The sequence below is a fragment of the Parabacteroides johnsonii DSM 18315 genome (assembly GCF_025151045.1).
Classification (GTDB): Bacteria; Bacteroidota; Bacteroidia; order Bacteroidales; family Tannerellaceae; genus Parabacteroides; species Parabacteroides johnsonii.
The window spans coordinates 2942866-2962781 of sequence record NZ_CP102285.1 but is presented as its reverse complement, the minus strand read 5'-3'; the positions used below and the strand labels follow the sequence as shown (position 1 = coordinate 2962781).

Here is a 19916-nt window from a genome sequence, read left to right as displayed (position 1 = left end):
CATCCTCTTGCTTCATTTTTCATTCATTAATCTACAAATTTCATTGTCGTAATAATCACGTTTGCTTATAAATTATAAAAATAACCGTATTTGCTTGCTTGACTAATTTATTTAGACTAATTTTGCATATCATTATCTAATTACAAGATTTATGGAGCAACTTACCAAGCGTGAAGAAGAGGTGATGAACAAGTTTTGGGATAAGGGTGAAGCTACCGTTAAGGAGATTATCGCCACTTATCCCGAACCCCATCCAAGTCGAACCGCCATATCTACATTTGTGAAGTTTCTTGTCGAGAAGGGCTTTTTAGGCCACAAGCCGGCAGGAAATAACGGATTTATCTATTACCCCCTTATTGAAAGAGAGGAGTATTGTGGCAACAATCTTAAAAATGTTGTTCAGCGATATTTCAATAACTCCATTCGTGGTGTGATTAGCACACTTGTAAGAGATAGGAAAATGTCGGATGATGAAGTCCGTGATTTGATAAATCAGGTAATCGAAGGCAACCGCCAAGAATAGGACTGAAATACAATATGAATATGGGTAACGAACTATTGGAACTATTCGGTAAAGTCAAGGTTGAAATCTCCAATGAAAGCACATTTCATTTGGGAATTGAAAATTTGTTGCTGTTGCGTAAACGATTGTTCAATGCCATATTGCAATTAAAGGCGGAATTATGTCGTGATGATTTTAATGCTATGCCATTCATAGGAGAGAATGGCTTTCACAGCAAGACAATCGCTTATTCCATCTGGCATATATTCCGTATTGAGGATATTGTCAGCCATGCTCTGATTAACGGAGATGACCAAATATTCTTTTCCGAGAATTTTCAAGAGCGCATCGGTTCTCCGATAATAACTACCGGCAATGAACTTGTAAAACAGCGTATCGGTGACTTTTCGGAGAAATTGGATTTAGAGGCACTATATCAATACTCTACAAAGGTCAAAGCTAATACGGAGCTTATGCTCAAGAATCTGGTATTCGCAGATTTGAAGCGTAGATTTACAATCGAAGATAAATTACGTCTTGAGTCCTTATGTGTAGTAAGCCAATCCGATAATGCGAAATGGTTGATAGATTATTGGTGTGGTGAGGATTTGAAAGGACTGATTCTTATGCCGTTTTCCGAGCATTGGATGGCTCATATTCATGCCTGTATGCTAATTAGAAACAAACTGCATTCAAAATGAGGAAGTTGCTGTTTATAATTATATATCTGTCTTTTATATCGCCTGCCTTCGCTGGTGGAAACAAGGCGATAGAGAATGCTTTGCAAGAGTATATCAAAGGGAAAGATGCCCGGATAGGTATCGCGATCATTATCAATGGCAAAGACACCGTATCTGTCAACGGTAATCGGGATTTCCCGATGATGAGCGTAGTCAAATTTCCGCTGGCTCTGACGGTTGCCAATTGGGTAGATACGAACAATATGTCCCTGAGCGATACCGTCACATTCAGCGGGAAATCATTGAAAGAGGACACTTATAGCCCTATGCTAAAAAAGTATGGTAAGAGTCGAAATGCCATGACTGTAAGAGAACTGCTTGAATGGTCGTTGGTGGAGAGTGACAACAATGCAGCGGATATACTACTGAATTGTGTCGGCGGGGTATCCGGTGCAACATCAAAAATGAGGCAGATAGGCATCTCTGATGAAATTGTAATCGGAGCCTCGGAAGAAGATATGCACCGTGATCCATATCTAAGTTACCTTAACCGTACCACCCCCTTGGCAATGGCGCAACTCTTTGACAGGTTTAACAACGAAATGAGAAACGCATCACAGTCATATTCTGAAATATCCGTCATGCTTAAACAGTGTCGCACGGGGCTTGACAGGCTTGCTTTACCCCTTTTGCCTACTAATGCAACAATAGGGCATAAGACAGGTACGGGATTTCCGACACCCGAAGGTCGCATATCAGCAGTAAATGATTGTGGATATGTAAATTTGCCTAACGGCACAAGGTATTCAATTGCTGTGTTTGTTGCTGATTCTGGTTACGACATGGCAGCGACATCAGCCATAATTGCCGAGATTTCCAAGATAGTTTGGAAACGTTTGACTAAACAAAAATAAGATAAGAATATGGAACAGAAATTTTGTCAAAGCTGCGGTATGCCTCTTGTAGATGGTAACATCGGCACAAATTCAGACGGAAGCAAAAGCGAGGACTATTGTGGCTACTGCTACAAAGGAGGTGTTTTCCTACAAGATGTCAACATGAGTCAGATGATAGAGTTCTGCACTCAGTTTACCGACCAGATTAACAAGGAAACGGGTTGGAATCTTACGCCCCAACAAGCAAAGGCTCACATGCAACAAATCTTCCCAACACTCAAACGCTGGAAAGAGAAAGATGAAAGAAGTTTGATTGAAAAAGCTACACACCTACTTTCGCAGTGCAAAGAGGTTACGTTGGCATCGGTCAATGCGGACGGTTTTCCGCGCCCTGTGCCATTGGATAAAATTCACTCGTTAGGATGCAATGAGGTTTGGATAGTGACCGCAGCAGACTCCGAAAAGGTTGCCGATTTCAGGCTCAATCCCAAAGCCGGGCTTTCTTACTCGTTTTATGGCGACAGTGTTGCGTTGCGCGGCACGGTCGAAATCATTACGGATGATGAAACCCGTAAACTGATGTGGCAGGAGTATTTTATAAATTACTTTCCCGGCGGCCCGGCAGATCCGAACTATGTGCTTATCCGTTTTATCGGAAATGAGGCTACCATCTGGATAAACCGCGAATTTGCTCACATCTCCATATAATCACATAAATTATGAAAAATCCGGAGCAAACCGTCGGCAATATGGCGGACAAATTAAAAACTGCTTTCATCGGCTCCGTCGATGAACAAGGCTATCCGAATGTCAAGGCAATGCTTCAACCCCGGAGAAGAGAAGGGATAAAAGTATTCTACTTCACAACCAATACGTCGTCAATGCGTGTACGTCAATTCCTGTCTGACAATAAAGCGTGTGTCTATTTCTGTGACAACCGTTTTTTCAGAGGGGCAATGCTTCGCGGCACAATGGAAGTTCTGACCGATGCTGAAAGCAAGGAAATGATTTGGCGTGACGGGGATACTGAATACTACCCACAAGGTGTCACCGATCCCGATTATTGTGTGCTTAAATTTACCGCCATATCAGGTCGTTTTTACAGCAACTATCATTCAGAGGAATTTACGGTTGAGTGAGACATATAACACCAATGTCCGTTTTTTACTATCATCGGAAATAATCATGTTGTAATTTTGCGGGATGCAGAAATTCAGAATCATACAGCCAACGCCTGCACTGAAACCGTTTATACGGTATTACTGGACATTGCAGGATAGTACCTTAGGCATAGTGTCGCAACGCACTTTGCCGACAGGCTGTATGTCACTTGTGTTTCATCGTGGCGACAGGCTCAAAGTCACGAACCGTGATGAATTACAGCCGCGTTGGTTTATCAGCGGACAGGAAACGGGATTTACAGATGTGATTTCCACTGGCAATATTGAGATGATAGTGGCTGTGTTTCAACCCCACACCGCAAAAATCTTTTTTCATCTCCCCGTAAGTCTGTTCCGTGATATGAACATTCCAATACTGGATATGGAGGACATCGAGCTGTCGGATTTGGCAAAGAAAATAGAAGATGCCGACAATCTTGAAATCTCCATTGACCTCATAGAACAATTCCTGTTAAGCCGGTTGCTATTGGAAAACAACTATAATATACCGAGGCTTGCCGCAGTAGTACGTCATATCAACAATTCAGTCCAAACAAACATCAAGGGGCTTGCCGATATAGCGTGTCTGAGCGAAAAGCAGTTTTGCCGTGTCTTTTCAGAACACATCGGGACTACCCCAAAGGACTTCCTGCGCATTATCAGGTTGCAACGCACTTTATCCGTCTTGCAACATAATCCGGGAATAGGTTTTGCCCAACTGTCATACGAATGTGGGTACACCGACCAATCCCATATGATTAAAGAATTCAAGCTATTCTCCGGCTACACACCGAAAGAGTATATTGCTCGATACTCTCCTGTTTCTGACTATTTTACATTCTGAAAAATAGCGTTTATACAACCTTATATTTGGTTGTCACCGATTATTTTTATAATTTTGTCACCATTTAGTGACATTATGTAAAATGGAATTGAAAGAAACAGAAAAGAGGCTCCTTGAAGCCGTGAGCCATATCGTAGAGAACGACGGTTTTACCAAAATCGGAGTTAATCGCATCGCTAATCAAGCCGGATGCGATAAGGTTTTGATTTATCGCTATTTCGGTGGATTGGATGGTTTGCTCGTGGAATGGGCAAAGCGTCATGACTATTATTCGTTTGCCTATTCGGAGTTTATTGATACCATCAAACGAGCCAAAGACGGTAACATAAAGCAGATTGTTAAGGATGTGCTTATGTGTCAGCTTAGCTATCTAAAAGATAATGTTCTCATGCAAGAGCTTCTTGTATGGGAACTTTCAGGTCATTCGTCTTTCAAGGGTATCATCGAAGAACGTGAGCGTATCGGTCATAAATTGCAGGAGGAACTGAATAAGTTTTTGGATCGGGGTGGTGACAACAATATGTCGATTGCCATAATCATATCCGCAATCAACTATATTGTCCTTTTCACAAGGCAATACCACAAAATCAACGGCATAGATTTCAGTAAGCCGGAAGCATGGGAAAGAATGGAAGCTATGATTTCCAAGTATGTGGACTTTATCTTTGACAACAATCTATGAAACATATCATTACAATAGCACTTACGCTGTTTCTTACAGTTTTTGCAATGGCGCAGGAAAGAAACTACATTTCCACCTGTGGCAAGATAAAAACGTCTATCAAATGGACGGAGGAACACAAGGATGGAAAGATATACCTGCATACGGTTCAAGGTGGTGAGAAGCATGAGTATATCTTAGGAAGCGGATATAAAACCGAGGCATGGAAGATAGCGGATGCTTCATCAAACACCAATCTGACTGTCAGCTTGTGCAAAGGGATATATTCCATATCCGGCAAGTTCAATGGGAAACATATTTCTAAGACAGTGAAAAGTAAAGGCAAGCCGTGGTATCAGAACATTGCCTATAATGCGGGGCTGACTCTGAAAAACGGTAAGTCTATGGAATATGAGTGTTTTCGCCCCGACAACATAAAACTATATACCATGTCGGCAACCAAGAAAGGAGCTGAGAAGTTCGACGGAAAGAACGCGGAAAGAATAGAAGTCAGTCTTACCGGCTTTATGTCGGCTTTCTGGAGCTGTAATTATTACTTTGACACGAGTTCTCTGATGTTTGTGGGATATAAAGGTGTAAATGGAGGCTCCGGAACCTCGGAAACGAAAATATCAGTCGCAAAATGAAGGCAATAATATTCTATCGTTCCTCGTATAAAGGCAACACGTTGAAGATTGCTAAAAGCATGGCGGAAGCCCTGTCTGCTGAATTGGTATCTATCGACAGCAATCCGGCAATCGACCTATCGGATTATGACCTTATCGGCTTTGGCTCCGCTATAAACTTTGCCGCTCACGATATACGACTTCAACGATTTGTTTCAAGTCAAAATCTTAAAGGCAAAAATGTGTTCGTATTCTCCACCCGTTGCAGACCTTTCTTGGGAGCATATCATAAGCCACTCAGAAAAATCGTCGAGGCAAAAGGTGGAATTATAGCCGGAGAGTTTTCTTGCCGGGGATTTGACCGCACCGGGCCGTGGGTTCTTATGGACGGCTACAATAAAGCCAGACCGAATGAACGAGATAGGTTCAAGGCAAGACTATTTGCGGAAAAACTTCGATGGAAGTTGCATCCGTTGGCTCTTATCTATAAAGATCCGGTTACCGGATATTCGGAGGGCATTACGATACGCCGTAAAGTTTCAGATATAATAGCGGGTAACAAGGTGGTGTTCCTAAATACCTCTACTTGTATAAATTGCGGGAAATGTATCAAGATTTGTCCGATGCACATATTCGCACTAAAAGATACGGTTTTACCGACTGACGAGAAAAATTGCATCCAGTGCCGGCTGTGCGCTGACAACTGTCCGACTTCTTCAATATATATCCATGAATCTTTCTTGAATGGATTTCGGATAGCTCTCAGAGAATCATTCAGCGACAAATTGCAGAACAGTTATAACAATGAAGATAATCAGCAGTAGGTCTTTTCCACCTAACACAAGATGTCCGCTTTTTACTATCACAGGCTACGATGTCGCTGTAATTTTGCAGCGTACTAATTAAATAATAAAAAGTATGATTGCATTTTTTGAAATCCCCACCAATGACTTCGACAAGTCGGTGGCGTTCTATCAGGCACTCTTCGGCGAAAAGCTGGAAGTGTCGCAGTTCGGCGACGAGAAAATGGCCTGTCTTATGAAAGACGGCAAGAGTGTTTGCTCAATCTCCTCGGCCCCCTCGTTTCCCGGTTTCTCACCCTCTAACGGAGGCGTGTTGGTGTATCTCCAGACAAAAGATTTGGATGCCAGCGTGAAAACTGCATTGGATAACGGCGCGACGCTCGTAACTCCCAAGACCAAGATTCAGGTTGACGGTTGGGGTTACTTCGCCATCATCGCCGATCCTGTCGGCAACCGCATCGGACTTTATGGCGATAAGTAAAGAGCTGTGAACGTAGGTAACAGTGGAGAGAACCATCTGGTTTTCTTCACTGTCTGTATTCTATAATCAAATTTTTCTGCCATATTATTTTGTTGTCTAAATAATTTAGACTAACTTTGCATTATTGAATCGTCTAATGAAATTAGACTACATGTAAATGGAAGATATGAAGCCATTAACAGAAAGAGAAGAAGAAGTGATGAACTTCTTTTGGGAAAGCGGGGCACTCTCGGTTCGGGATGTCGTTGCCCTTCACAATGAGCCGCGTCCAAGCCGGACTACGGTAGCCACATTCGTGAAATTTCTCGAACAGAAAGGCTATCTCAACCACAAAGTTGAAAGCACAGGCTTCATATATTTCCCCATAATAGAGCGGGAAGATTATTGTGGACAAAATCTGAAGAGTGTCATTAGGCGGTATTTCGACAATTCCATTCAGAATGTTGTGAACTTCTTGATTAAAAGCGAGGAATATAGCGATGAAGAGGCTAAGGAAATAATATTGCAAATATCTAACAGAGGAAAGGAATAACAATGGCAGGCATATTCTTGGCATATTCATTATTGGCAAGCACCCTCTTGATTGTTGTCTGGGTGGTGTACAAATGCGCCCTTGCCAACTTGGGCTGTTTCCGGTTCAATCGGATTCTGTTGCTTTCTTGCGTAGGTATCTCTTTTATTCTCCCGGTGTTTATTCTGAATCCTTTTGGGGTAGCGGATATTGTGGAAAATAATGTTGAAATCGCTTTTAATCCGGTCGATGTTGCCTATATTGCCAATACGGTATCAGAACAAATCACTCCGATATGGGATTATATAGTCACACTTTACCTTATAGGGGTTATTGCCATGACTCTCTATTTCCTCGTTTCACTTGCACGGTTGGCACTGTTCATTCTCAAAGGTGAGCATATCAAACAGGATGACTGCCGCATTATACTTCATCGCCATAACAGCGTCGCCCCGTTTGCATGGTGCGGATATATCATGATGCCAAGACGTGACTGGTACGAGTTCGGGCAGATGATAGTCCGCCATGAAAAAGCGCATATAGAATGTCGCCATTGGATTGACTTGCTTCTTATGCAGGCTGCGATTATTATCACTTGGTATTGTCCCGCTATATGGCTTCTGCGCAATGAGCTTCATACCCTCCATGAGTATGAAGCCGACAGCCGTGTGCTTGCATCGGGCGTAAAACGAGAAGAGTATCAGATGTTTCTAATAAAAAAGACAGTTGGAGCAAGGTTCGCAACTCTTTCCAACTGTCTCAATCACAGTTCACTTAAAAAACGTATAACTATGATGTTATCCAGCAAACCGACAGGCAAAGCCCGTGTGCGTGCCTTTGTCATGGTGCCTGCAATGGCACTCGCGTTAATTGGTCTGGCCACCCCTGCGGTGTCAGCAGTAATCAACGAAGTATCTGCCGCTACGCCGGTGGAGGATCTGCGCTACAAAATTAGCGAAAAATCCGATTCCACCATTCGCGTGACAGAGAGAAATTCCGATGTGGTGGTCACGGAGAAAGCGGATGCGGACGATGCCGTGACATTCATCAGGACAGAGACCGCCCCCAACTTCCCCGGCGGCAAGGACAAGCTGAGAGCCTTTATCAATAAAAACATCTCCTTCCCTGCAACTGCATACAAAGACGGCGTTCTTAATATGGATGCCGTCGTGCAGCTTACCATCGCCAAAGACGGAGTTGTAAAGGATGCCCAAATCGTTAAAAGCTCAGGCAAGACACTTGATGCCGAAGCTCTGCGTGTAGTGCGTATGCTTCCAAAATTCCACCCCGGACTAAATAGCGGGCTGCCGACGGAATCAAGCTATACGCTGGAGTTCAATTACTATATTTGCAACGAATATTGGTCATCAAACGGCGAATAAAAACAGGAAGAAATACCAATAGTACAAATATCTTATCTGATCCTTGGAGTATGCCGTATCTTACAGTACGGCATACCCTGTATCATTAATAATGAAAAAGTCATCCGGATAATGCAAGACGTATCACAAGAGAAATACCGCCAGCTTCAAACAGCTCCAATGGGAAAGTTGGTGCTTCAATATTCCATACCGGCCATAATCAATCTGGCTGCCGTATCACTGTATAATCTGATTGACAGTATATTCATCGGAAACGGTGTCGGGACACTGGCGATCTCCGGGCTTGCGGTCACTTTTCCTATGATGAATTGCCTGATTGCTTTCAATACGCTTGTCGGAATCGGCGGAACCACGTTGACTTCCATAAGTCTGGGACGCAGACAATATGAACAGGCGGCCGATATTCTGCATACCGTGGTGATTTTTGGTTTCGTAATCAGCGTCCTGACGGGATGGATCACATATCTCAATCTGGATGTTGTACTGCACTTCTTCGGAGCCAGTGAAGCCACGCTTCCGTATGCACAGGAGTACATTGAGATATTGCTCTGCGCCAATCCGATAACATTCCTGTTTTTGAGCCTTAACAACTTGCTTCGCGGAAACGGTTTCCCCAAAAAATCATTGGAGTCCACTCTGCTGACCGTCGGGCTAAATCTGGTTTTGACACCAATATTCATATTTGTATTTGAGTTTGGCATCAAGGGGGCCTCCATGTCCACAGTCATATCGCAGGTAGTCGGACTTGTATGGGTCGTAAGGCACTTCTCATCGAAATCAAATAAAATACATTTTCAGCGAAGCCGTTTCAGGTGCAACTTCCGTCTATCCGGAGAAATCATGAAACTGGGGACACCGCCGTTTATATTGAATCTTTGCTCGGCATCCATAAGCATTGCCCTTATTAACAGATTCGGATTTTACGGTGGTGACTTTGCGATTGGGGCATACGGCATAGTCAGCCGAATCTATATGCTGTTCTCAATGATAATTATCGGTTTGGCTGTCGGTATGCAGCCCATCATAGGGTACAATTTCGGAGCCGGTCAGACAGAACGGGTTGACAAAGCCATGAACACCGGGTTGACAATAGCTTTTGCTTTCATGTTCTCCGTGTTTTTATTGTGTGAAATGGGGGCTCGCCCGATTATACAGTTGTTCTCAAACGAAACTGCACTTAATGACATTGCAGTAGCAGGTCTTCGTATCTGTGCCTTGATGTTTCCGGTTATGGCCATGCAGACTATGATAACAAACTTTTTCCAGTCTATCGGCAAGCCGAAAACAAGTATTGTCTTGTCGCTCATACGCCAAATAGGATTTTTCATTCCCTTGATATTTCTGCTGCCTGAAATGTTTGATTTGAGGCTTGACGGAGTCTGGCTAAGTATTCCTTTGGCTGATTTCATCGCCTGCATCTTGACAGTCTCAGTTTATCTCAGATATAGGCAGCGGTCTAAGAAACTTGCAATGGATGCAATTTAACAAGTTTAATAGAATTAGATCATGGATAGAAATATGATTGCCCCGTGCGGGTTGAACTGCGCTGTGTGCAGCGAAGCACTACGAAAAGACAGCCCTTGTGTCGGATGCCGGAATGAGGGATACAAAGGTGAGTATTGCGCCAATCTGTGCAAGATTGTAAAGTGCGAAATACGGAAAACTCTACATGACGGGTTTTGTGACAAATGTCCTCAATACCCGTGCAGGGAGATTGTCGATAAGGAGTGCTGGTATGCCAACGCCTATCCGATGATAGAATCGCTTATGGGCAATCTCGCTTTTATCGGAGAAAATGGTATTGAAAAATTTCTGCAAAGAGAAAAGGTTCGTTGGACTTGCTCCGATTGCGGTGGTGTCATATCTGTTCATGACGGGATATGTGATGGCTGTGGCAAAAAACATACAGATAGAAAATATTGAATATGGAAAGTATAACAGTAAGTAAGGATAATATAGCCGCTTGTGGGCTGTATTGTGGAGCGTGTCGCAAATTCTTGTCCGGCAAATGCCCCGGATGTAAGAATAACCAGAAAGCATCGTGGTGTAAAATCCGCCAGTGCTGCATAAGCAAAGGCTATCATACCTGTGCCGAGTGTGAGCGTGACATAAGGGAGTGTAAAATCTATTCCAACTTTATAAGCAAAGTGTTCGCGTTGCTCTTTAACTCCGACCGCCCGGCTTGTATCAGCTATATACGGGAACATGGAGAAATAGCGTATGCCGAGGAAATGAGTAGGAGAAAATGCCAGACGATAAAACATAAATGATATGAGAATAAGCACTTTTACAGTAATAATACTTGCATTAGCCATATTGGTTGGCTCGTGCGATGCCCCATCAGATAATGCCCTGTACAGGAAATGGCGACTTCAAAAATACAACTGTATCGCCACTTCGTCATACGGACTGACACAAGTAAACGAGGAATCAGAGTATATATTGCAGTTGGATAACACCGGAGTATTCTCCTGTATCACCGACTGCAATACAATTTCCGGCAGTTTTGAAAAAAGCAAAAACTCCTTGAAATTCTCCAGTATATCCTTTACCGAACTGGCTTGCGATAACATGATGATAGAACGGAGCATAGTATTTATTCTGCCCAGTATCAAATCATACGAAATCACGGACGATTCCATCTTGGTGTTGAAAGATGATAATGGTCATATACTTATGGAACTAACAAAATAACAGGCCAATACAATGAAAAGAATGATAATCGTAGCTATTTTAGCCATCTATTCCGTTCTAAACATCATGGCTTCCGATGATAATATTTCGGGGACATGGCATGGTACGTTGAAAATAACTCCGCAAGTGGAGTTAAAGATTGTTTTCAATTTCAAGACAAGCGAAGATAGTAAACCGTCAGTTACGCTTGATTCTCCGGATCAAGGTGCATACGGAATAGCCGGAGAAGTGAATTTCATTTCGGCTGATTCTGTAAATGTGACAGTTAGACGCATAGGATTGACATTTGCCGGACGCAAACAAGATGGTAAACTCATTGGAAAATGCACACAAGGAACAATGAGTACCGACCTTGAATTATCTCTGGGCATCGAGAAATTAAAGCGACCTCAAACACCTAAACCACCATATCCATACATTACGAAAGAGGTTCGTTTCAACAACTTATCAGATGGTGTTACTCTCGCAGGATCACTTTCCTTGCCTAAGAGTTTTAATGAGACAACTCCGGTTGTCGTAATGATTACCGGTAGCGGACTACAAAACCGCGATGAAGAAATATACGGACATAAGCCGTTTGCTGTCATCGCAGATTACCTTGCCCGAAACGGCATTGCAACCTTACGATATGATGACAGAGGATATGGAGAATCAACAGGCGACGGTAAAAATGCCACCACTGAAGATTTTGCACGAGATGCGAAAACGGCAATGGAATACCTGCGCAAAGAAATGAAATTCAAGAATGTGGGAATACTGGGGCATAGTGAGGGTGCGGCAGTAGCGTTCATGTTGGGAGCTGATAACAATCCGGGGTTATTCTCAAATCCGAATTTCATTATTGCCATTGGCGCACAGGCGGTCCGAGGTGACTCGGTTTTGATAGACCAGAGTGCCACAATGCTGGAACAGGGCAACATGCCGGCGAATATTGTATCGGATTATGTTGAAGCATTGCATAAGATGTATGAGCTTAAAATAACCAAGGGGGATAGTGTGGCTGTTGGCAATATTGAGGCTATATGTGCAAATTGGGAGAATACACCAGTTCACACATCATTAAAATCCAATCTGACAAAGATCGCCTCTGACACTAACCGTTGGCTAAATTACTATATCAGTTTTTCACCGACGGAAAGCATTGCAGATACGGATTGCCCGGTATTCGTATTATACGGAGAAAAGGATATACAAGTTCGCCCGGAACTGAATATGCCTCAAATGCAACGACTCGCCCCGAAAGCGACCGTGAAACTTTATCCCGGACTTAATCACCTTTTCCAGTACGCTCAAACAGGAGCGGTACAGGAATACGGTACAATCGAGGAAACAATCTCCCCTGAAGTCCTTCAGGACATTGTTGATTTTATCTCCTTCAAACCTCGTTAAATTTATGATTTCAATCCGCAAGTTTATATCATGTGGCTATATTCTAATATTCATACTAATAGGAATGATTATATATTGCTATCAGTATGAATGGAAAAAGCTTGAAGTATTAGAGAAGGAGAACCGAACCACTGATGAGTTGCGCCGATATGTTAATGAATTAAACTTTCGCTTAACAGGATTTTCTCTGTTAGGAGAAACAATATTGGAATGGGAAGATAAAGATATTGCAAATTATCATTTGCAGCGTATGGCTTTGGATAGTATGCTTTATTATTTCACGTCTATCTACCCGTCTGAACGCATTGACAGTGTACGCTATCTTTTAGAGGATAAAGAAAAACAAATGCGACGAATTGTACAGATGCTTGATGAACAGAAAAGTATCAAAGAAAGGATAGCCCGTCAAGTGCCTGAAATCGCATATAAAAGTACGCAAGAACAACCCAAGAAGCCGAAGCGAAAGGGCTTCTTGGGTATCTTCGGTAAAAAGGAGGAAGCAAAGCCCACCGTGACTACCACGATGCTCCATTCTCTTAACCGGAATATGATAGCCGAACAACAAGCGCAAAGCCGCCGTTTATCGGAACACGCCGATAGTCTTGCCGCACGAAATGCCGAACTTAACCGTCAGTTACAAAGTTTGATTCGCCAAATAGATGGAAAAATACAAGCTGACCTTCAAAAGAGAGAGGACGAGATAGCCACCATGCGTGAAAAATCGTTTATTCAGATAGGTAGCTTGACAGGATTCGTTGTGTTGTTATTGGTAATCTCTTACATAATCATTCACCGAAATATCACCCGTATCAAACGGTACAAACGAGAAACTGCGGATTTAATAGAACAGCAGAAACAGTCTATCAAACAAAACGAGGTACTGATTGCCTCTCGTAAAAAAGCCGTTCATACCATTACCCATGAATTACGTACACCACTGACGGCAATAACGGGTTATGCCGGACTGATGCGGAAAGACTGCAATACGGATAAAACCGGGACGTATATCCGAAACATTCAGGAATCTTCTGACCGCATGCGTGAAATGCTGAACACCCTGCTGAATTTTTTCCGGCTGGACAACGGCAAGGAACAGCCTAATTTCTCCGCATGTAGGATTTCCGCAATCACACATACGCTCGAAACGGAGTTTATGCCAATCGCCATAAACAAAGGACTGACTCTGACAATACACTGCCACAAGGATGCCTTTGTATGTACAGATAAGGAACGCATCTTGCAAATCGGGAACAACCTGCTGTCCAACGCTATCAAGTTCACGGAGAACGGCAGTGTTTCTTTGCGGGCAGATTATGATAACGGTCTGCTGAAACTTATCGTCGAAGATACGGGTACAGGTATGACCGAAGAGGAACAGCAACGGGTATTCGGGGCGTTTGAACGTCTGTCAAACGCTGCCGCAAAGGATGGCTTCGGATTAGGTCTTTCCATTGTTCAGCGTATTGTGACAATGCTCGGCGGCACAATACGGCTGGAGAGCGATAAAGGCAAAGGTAGCCGTTTCACGGTGGAAATCCCCATGCAGACAGCCGAGGAACTGCCGGAACAGATAAATAAAACACAAGTTCACCATAACAGTACATTCCATGAGGTAATTGCCATCGATAATGACGAAGTTTTGCTTCTGATGCTGAAAGAAATGTATGCACAGGAAGGGATACACTGCGACACTTGCAACGATGCGGCAGAACTTATGGAAATGGTAAGGAAAAAGGAATACAGTCTGTTGCTTACGGATCTGAACATGCCGGATATAAACGGCTTTGAGTTATTGGAATTGTTGCGTGCTTCCAACGTGGGAAATTCAAGGACCATTCCGGTGGTCGTGACAACCGCTTCGAGCAGTTGCAGCAAGGAGGAACTTATAGAACGTGGATTTGCCGGATGCCTGCTCAAACCGTTCTCCATATCGGAACTGATGGAGATTTCTGACAAGTGCGCCATAAAAGGCAAACAGAATGAAAAGCCGGATTTCACCTCTCTGCTGTCATACGGCAATGAAGCCGTCATGCTGGAGAAATTGATAACGGAAACCGAAAAGGAAATGCAGTCGCTCAGGTATGCGGAACAACAGAAAGACCTTCCGGAACTGGACGCCCTAACACACCACCTGCGCAGCTCTTGGGAGATACTCCGTGCCGACAGACCGTTGAGGGAACTTTATAAACTGACTCATCACAATGGCACACCTGACGACAAAGCAATAGGCAATGCCGTAAGAGCCGTGCTGGATAAGGGTTCGGAGATAATCCGGCTGGCAAAAGAAGAAAGGAAGAAATACAACAATGGATAAGACAAAAATCATCGTGGTGGAGGACAACATCGTGTATTGCGAGTTTGTCTGCAACCTGCTGGCACGTGAGGGATTCCGTACCGTGCAGGCTTTCCACCTCTCGACAGCGAGAAAACTTCTGCAACAAGCCGCTGACGGGGATATAGTGGTTTCCGACCTGCGCTTACCCGATGGTGACGGCATCGACTTGTTGCGTTGGATGCGCAAAGAGGGTATGACGCAGCCGTTCATCATCATGACCGACTATGCCGAAGTGCATACGGCGGTTGAAAGTATGAAACTCGGTTCGCTGGACTACATACCCAAACAACTCGTGGAGGACAAACTCGTGCCTCTGCTCCGTACCATACTGAAAGAACGGAATATCGGGCGAAGCCGTATGCCCGTGTTTGCCCGTGACGGTTCCGCCTTTCAGAAAATCATGCACCGGATAAGGCTGGTAGCCCCTACCGATATGAGTGTACTGATATTCGGTGAGAATGGCACGGGCAAGGAGCATATCGCCCACCATCTGCATGATAAAAGCAAACGTTCCGGCAAGCCATTCGTGGCTGTGGACTGCGGTTCACTCACCAAAGAGCTTGCGCCGTCGGCATTCTTCGGACATGTCAAAGGCGCATTCACCGGTGCGGACAGTGCCAAGAAAGGTTATTTCCATGAGGCGGAAGGTGGTACGCTGTTTTTGGACGAAGTGGGTAATCTCGCACCGGAAACCCAACAGATGCTTCTGCGTGCCATACAAGAACGGCGATACCGCCCGATAGGTGACAGAGCGGATAAGAGTTTTAATGTCCGTATCATTGCCGCTACCAACGAGAATCTGGAAAAGGCGGTCAATGAGAAGCGTTTTCGTCAGGACTTGCTGTACCGTCTGCACGATTTCGAGATAACCGTTCCGCCATTGCGTGACTGTCAGGAGGACATCATGCCGCTGGCGGAGTTCTTTCGTGAGATTGCGAACAATGAACTGGAATGTAATGTTATCGGCTTTGACGGGGAAGCTCGGAAGACATTGCTGACCCATGCTTGGCCGGGAAATGTCCGTGAGCTTCGGCAGAAAATCATGGGTGCGGTGTTGCAGGCGCAAACGGGACTTGTCACGAAAGAACATCTGGAACTTGCCGTAACAAAACCTAACTCCCCTGTCAGCTTCGCACTGCGCAATGACACAGAGGATAAGGAACGGATTTTACGTGCGTTAAAGCAGGCAAACGGGAACCGCAAGGTTGCCGCTGAATTGCTCGGAATAGGACGTACAACACTGTACAGCAAACTGGAAGAATATGGATTGAAATATAAATTTCAGCAACCATAGCCGGCAATTCGCTGAAAATAGCTATCTTTGCATGATTTTAGAGAATAAACGGCGATTGGCAAAGCCTTTCGCCGCTAATATATAACATAAGACCGCAAGGTGTTTCTAATGGAAATCTGGAAAATGGACATTGGCAGAAACTATTGCGTGATTGCTTATGCTATGCCTACGCATAGCGTGCATTCACCTATTTCTGTCAAGGGCATTCCAGAGCCTCCATTAGTGATAGCGTGGATTGCACGCTACTTTTTTACCCTTGCTTAATAATAGAAAAATAGTATGGGTAAAGTTCAGATTCTTGCCGTCCTATCTATGGACGGGTGTCATATTTCCGAATTATATTGCAAGGCGTATAAAGAACTGCACCTTGACAAATGTGGCATCAACGAAATAAGGAAGCATGCCCTTTATCATATCACACCCGACTATTCCATTTCTATGCTCGACGAATGGCGTAAGGATAATACAAGAATCTGCTATCTGGCAGAAGTCACTCCTGAAAAGGCTGACTATATCAACGGGCTGCTGCGGATGCGTGTGGTGGATGAAATCATCCTCTATACCGTGCCATTCATCGCAGGAACGGGGCGGCACTTCTTCCAGTCCGTCCTGCCCGAAACACAATGGATATTAACCTCGCAGAAAAGCTATCCCAACGGTGTATGCCGCAGCATCTACACGCGGATGGAAGCCACGAGATAACTGGAATGTTCCGCTTTCATACATTTTTAGATTTCTTTAATCAAAACAATGTACTGATAACAAACATTTTAAGAAAGTTATAATTCACATCCGATAAAAATATCATATTTTATTACACTGAAATCCAGCACCTTGCAGAGAGCGTGCCGGATTTTTTGTTTTATGGACACGCTTTTTGCCAATCATATTCATGTGCGCATACCGAAAAACAGAGTGTAAAATTTCAAAATTGACAGGACATGAATTATTTCTTATTGGCGGAAACCGAGTTTTTCCGCCGTATAAACGAAGCCGGGGACTGCAATATGGAAACGGCATACACGGCTTTCGCCACGCAAGTGATCGAACTATGCAGCGGCAATGTGGACTCCAACCGCACCATCATCGCGCTGGCTTACATTGAAATCGAGTTGCAGCACCATCCCGTGCGCAATCTTCCCGAAGAAAAGAGGGAGGTTGCAGCCTACATCAGCAAGGCACTCTCTTTTGTTAGGAAGATGCAGAAGTTCCTTGCCGCTCCCCAAGTGCCACCACTAATCCCCATCCGTACATCCTCCGACAACACAACCGAAAATCCCTCCTCACCCCTGCAATGGACGGGCAACGCCATCGACCTCGTGGAACTTATCTACGGCATCAACGAGATGGGCTGCATCAACAACGGCAACATGCCGCTCAAACAGCTGGCCCCGCTTCTCTACAAGATTTTCGGGGTCGAATCAAAGGACTGCTACCGCTTCTATATAGACATCAAACGACGGAAGAACGAAAGCCGCACCTATTTCCTTGACAGGATGCAGGAGAAACTGAACGAGAGAATGCTCCGCGACGAAGAAATGGAGCGCATGAGAAGATAATCCTGTACAAATGATGATTCAGAGGGTGACGTTATGTCATTCTCTGATTTTTTGTAGGTTTTGTCCTGCTGTGTAGATACATTTCGTTATCTATTCGCCCGAAAACCAGCGAAAAGCACTATCTTTGTACCCACGTTACAGAATTGTATATGAGCATAGACAACCTCGACATAATAAAACGGTTGATAGCCGAAAAAGAATGCGGACGGGTGGAGTTCAAGGAAACCACCGGACAGTTGGAGCGCGGCATGGAAACGCTTTGCGCCTTCCTTAACGGAGAAGGCGGCACGGTATTGTTCGGTGTCACCGACAAGGGAAAAATCATCGGACAGGACGTTAGCGACAAAACCAAGCGGGATATAGCGGACGCGGTCCGGCGTATCGAGCCTTTTGCCACAGTTGAAGTTTCTTATACTGAAATACCAGACACCGGCAAAAGCGTCATCGCACTGTCTGCGGAAGAACAAAGATATATGCGTCCGTTCTCTTACAAAGGACGGGCTTACCTGCGGGTGGAAAGCGCGACATCCACCATGCCGCAGGAGATGTATAACCAATATCTGATACAGCGGGGCGGGAAATACGCTTGGGAAGCAATAACAAATCCTGACCTAAAAATATCCGACCTCGACGAACATGCCGTCATTAGTGCTGTTCGCGGGGGAATCAGAAGCGGTCGTTTACCTGAAGCAACCATAAGGGAAGACCTGCCGACCATTCTCGAAAAATTCAGTCTGTTGCATGACGGGAAACTTAACAATGCTTCAGCAGTGCTGTTCGGTCGTGATTTTTATTATTATCCCCAATGCCTGCTCCGTCTGGCGCGTTTCAAAGGCACGACGAAAGACGAGTTTATAGACAATCAACGTGTCACCGGGAATATCTACGCACTGCTGGATGCGGCAATGGCGTTCTTTTTCAAGCATCTCTCCCTTTCCGGAAAGATAGAGGGGCTATACCGTGAGGAGGAACTGGAAATACCTTACAAGGCTTTGAGGGAGTGCTGCACAAACGCATTGTGCCACCGCTCGTACCACCGTCCCGGAAGCTCGGTGGGGATAGCCATCTATGACGACCGTGTGGAAATAGAGAACAGCGGAACATTTCCACCTGACATGACAATGGAAAAGCTGTTAAGCGGTCATAATTCAGAACCGCAAAACCTGATCATAGCGAATGTGCTGTATAAAAGCGAGGTCTTGGAAAGCTGGGGAAGGGGCATCGGGCTTATTATAAGCGAGTGCCGGCGTATAGGCATTCCTGATCCGGAATTCCATACGGACGGAAACAGCGTATGGGTTATTTTCCGCTATGTCCGGAAAGCTGTGGGGTACAACCCGACAGTTACCCCACAGTTGCCCGACAGTTCCCCCATAACCACCCCACAAGTGGGAAAAGTGTTGTCCGCAATCGGGAAACAGACGCTCTCGACAAAAGAGATTATGGGCATAATCGGATTGAAAGACAAAAGCAATTTCTTGGAACTCTACCTATATCCTGTAATAAGGCTGGATTTGGTGGAACCGATTTACCCGGAAAAGCCTAAACACCCACGACAGAAATACCGCCTTACAGAGAAAGGCTTGGAATTGTTGAAACAGCAATAGGCATGGCGAAAAAGAAGAAACAGCAGGGACACTATTGCCGTATCTGCGGTGATTACAAGGCGAACGAGAAGTTCAGCGGCAAAGGTCACGCACAACATATCTGCAAGAGTTGCATGTCCGCCATGCGTAGCGGCAAGAATCCGGAGGATATTCTGCCGGAGCTGTTGCCCGTGAGCCGTGAAACGACACGTTTCAAGAAACTGGACAAAGAGGGAAAAGCCGTATTAAAAGCGTTTATCACTGAATCCGTAACCGAATACTGGCAGGAAAACAGGCAGATACTGTTTGCGGAAAGTTTTTCCGAACTTAAAAAATATATCATCGGAACTTACGATGAGGAATGCGGCATACTCCTGAAAGATGACGCGGAACTGAGGACCTACTTCCAGACACAAATGATAACGACCATAAACAGATTGCTGAAAGAGGAAAATCCGGAAACTGAAGGGTAAAGAAAACGGGCAGAACAAGGTATCAAACTTGCCCGCCCCG

23 protein-coding genes are annotated in these 19916 nt (G+C 44.5%); all 23 read left to right on the top strand.

Annotated features, from left to right (window positions below; genetic code table 11):
- Window positions 1-151 precede the first annotated feature (151 nt).
- The 23 genes from NQ564_RS12310 to NQ564_RS12200 all read left to right on the top strand — a co-directional run bounded on the left by NQ564_RS12310 (window position 152) and on the right by NQ564_RS12200 (window position 19876).
- On the top strand, window positions 152-523 hold the full coding sequence (locus NQ564_RS12310; protein WP_008151615.1) for a BlaI/MecI/CopY family transcriptional regulator: 372 nt from the start codon (window positions 152-154) through the stop codon (window positions 521-523).
- Between the two features lie 20 nt (window positions 524-543).
- Complete coding sequence (locus NQ564_RS12305) at window positions 544-1203, top strand: hypothetical protein (RefSeq protein WP_039848323.1); 660 nt, start codon at window positions 544-546, stop codon at window positions 1201-1203.
- Entirely contained in the window at window positions 1200-2096 is an 897-nt protein-coding gene (bla, locus tag NQ564_RS12300) for a class A beta-lactamase (protein WP_129650136.1), read from the top strand. Before NQ564_RS12305 ends, bla begins: the two co-directional genes overlap by 4 nt.
- A gap of 9 nt (window positions 2097-2105) precedes the next feature.
- Entirely contained in the window at window positions 2106-2786 is a 681-nt protein-coding gene (locus tag NQ564_RS12295) for a zinc ribbon domain-containing protein (protein ID WP_008151609.1), read from the top strand.
- 11 nt (window positions 2787-2797) lie between these two features.
- Window positions 2798-3217, top strand: coding sequence for a pyridoxamine 5'-phosphate oxidase family protein (locus NQ564_RS12290; RefSeq protein ID WP_008151607.1), 420 nt, complete (start codon window positions 2798-2800; stop codon window positions 3215-3217).
- Between the two features lie 64 nt (window positions 3218-3281).
- Window positions 3282-4082 (top strand): AraC family transcriptional regulator, encoded by an 801-nt coding sequence (locus NQ564_RS12285; RefSeq protein ID WP_008151605.1) that lies wholly within the window; start codon window positions 3282-3284, stop codon window positions 4080-4082.
- An 82-nt stretch (window positions 4083-4164) separates the two neighbouring features.
- A complete protein-coding gene (locus tag NQ564_RS12280) occupies window positions 4165-4764 on the top strand; it encodes a TetR/AcrR family transcriptional regulator (RefSeq protein ID WP_008151604.1) in 600 nt (199 codons plus the stop codon).
- Window positions 4761-5390 (top strand): hypothetical protein, encoded by a 630-nt coding sequence (locus tag NQ564_RS12275; RefSeq protein WP_008151602.1) that lies wholly within the window; start codon window positions 4761-4763, stop codon window positions 5388-5390. Before NQ564_RS12280 ends, NQ564_RS12275 begins: the two co-directional genes overlap by 4 nt.
- Window positions 5387-6193, top strand: coding sequence for an EFR1 family ferrodoxin (locus NQ564_RS12270; protein ID WP_008151600.1), 807 nt, complete (start codon window positions 5387-5389; stop codon window positions 6191-6193). Before NQ564_RS12275 ends, NQ564_RS12270 begins: the two co-directional genes overlap by 4 nt.
- 94 nt (window positions 6194-6287) lie before the next feature.
- Window positions 6288-6653 carry a VOC family protein gene (locus tag NQ564_RS12265; RefSeq protein ID WP_008151598.1) on the top strand — a complete coding sequence of 122 codons (366 nt, stop codon included), beginning with the start codon at window positions 6288-6290 and terminating at the stop codon, window positions 6651-6653.
- Between the two features lie 166 nt (window positions 6654-6819).
- On the top strand, window positions 6820-7185 hold the full coding sequence (locus NQ564_RS12260) for a BlaI/MecI/CopY family transcriptional regulator (RefSeq protein ID WP_039848322.1): 366 nt from the start codon (window positions 6820-6822) through the stop codon (window positions 7183-7185).
- A gap of 2 nt (window positions 7186-7187) precedes the next feature.
- Window positions 7188-8546, top strand: coding sequence for a M56 family metallopeptidase (locus NQ564_RS12255; RefSeq protein ID WP_008151595.1), 1359 nt, complete (start codon window positions 7188-7190; stop codon window positions 8544-8546).
- 111 nt (window positions 8547-8657) lie between these two features.
- Entirely contained in the window at window positions 8658-10031 is a 1374-nt protein-coding gene (locus tag NQ564_RS12250) for an MATE family efflux transporter (RefSeq protein WP_008151593.1), read from the top strand.
- Between the two features lie 21 nt (window positions 10032-10052).
- Window positions 10053-10469 (top strand): DUF3795 domain-containing protein, encoded by a 417-nt coding sequence (locus tag NQ564_RS12245; protein WP_227963154.1) that lies wholly within the window; start codon window positions 10053-10055, stop codon window positions 10467-10469.
- 2 nt (window positions 10470-10471) lie between these two features.
- On the top strand, window positions 10472-10816 hold the full coding sequence (locus tag NQ564_RS12240) for a DUF3795 domain-containing protein (RefSeq protein WP_081450233.1): 345 nt from the start codon (window positions 10472-10474) through the stop codon (window positions 10814-10816).
- Window position 10817: 1 nt separating this feature from the next.
- Entirely contained in the window at window positions 10818-11240 is a 423-nt protein-coding gene (locus NQ564_RS12235) for an META domain-containing protein (RefSeq protein WP_008151587.1), read from the top strand.
- Between the two features lie 12 nt (window positions 11241-11252).
- On the top strand, window positions 11253-12629 hold the full coding sequence (locus tag NQ564_RS12230) for an alpha/beta hydrolase (RefSeq protein ID WP_008151584.1): 1377 nt from the start codon (window positions 11253-11255) through the stop codon (window positions 12627-12629).
- A gap of 4 nt (window positions 12630-12633) precedes the next feature.
- Window positions 12634-14943, top strand: a complete 2310-nt coding sequence (locus NQ564_RS12225) for a hybrid sensor histidine kinase/response regulator (RefSeq protein ID WP_008151582.1) — start codon at window positions 12634-12636, stop codon at window positions 14941-14943.
- The gene (locus NQ564_RS12220; protein ID WP_008151580.1) at window positions 14936-16258 is read left to right on the top strand and encodes a sigma-54-dependent transcriptional regulator; all 1323 of its coding nucleotides are present in this window, start codon (window positions 14936-14938) and stop codon (window positions 16256-16258) included. Before NQ564_RS12225 ends, NQ564_RS12220 begins: the two co-directional genes overlap by 8 nt.
- A 279-nt stretch (window positions 16259-16537) precedes the next feature.
- Window positions 16538-16960: a dihydrofolate reductase family protein gene (locus NQ564_RS12215; RefSeq protein ID WP_008151578.1), complete on the top strand. Its 423-nt coding sequence runs from the start codon at window positions 16538-16540 to the stop codon at window positions 16958-16960.
- A 239-nt stretch (window positions 16961-17199) separates the two neighbouring features.
- Window positions 17200-17817, top strand: coding sequence for an RteC domain-containing protein (locus tag NQ564_RS12210; RefSeq protein ID WP_129650134.1), 618 nt, complete (start codon window positions 17200-17202; stop codon window positions 17815-17817).
- A gap of 149 nt (window positions 17818-17966) precedes the next feature.
- On the top strand, window positions 17967-19424 hold the full coding sequence (locus NQ564_RS12205; RefSeq protein WP_008151573.1) for an ATP-binding protein: 1458 nt from the start codon (window positions 17967-17969) through the stop codon (window positions 19422-19424).
- Between the two features lie 2 nt (window positions 19425-19426).
- Window positions 19427-19876 carry a hypothetical protein gene (locus NQ564_RS12200; RefSeq protein WP_008151571.1) on the top strand — a complete coding sequence of 150 codons (450 nt, stop codon included), beginning with the start codon at window positions 19427-19429 and terminating at the stop codon, window positions 19874-19876.
- Window positions 19877-19916: the final 40 nt, after the last annotated feature.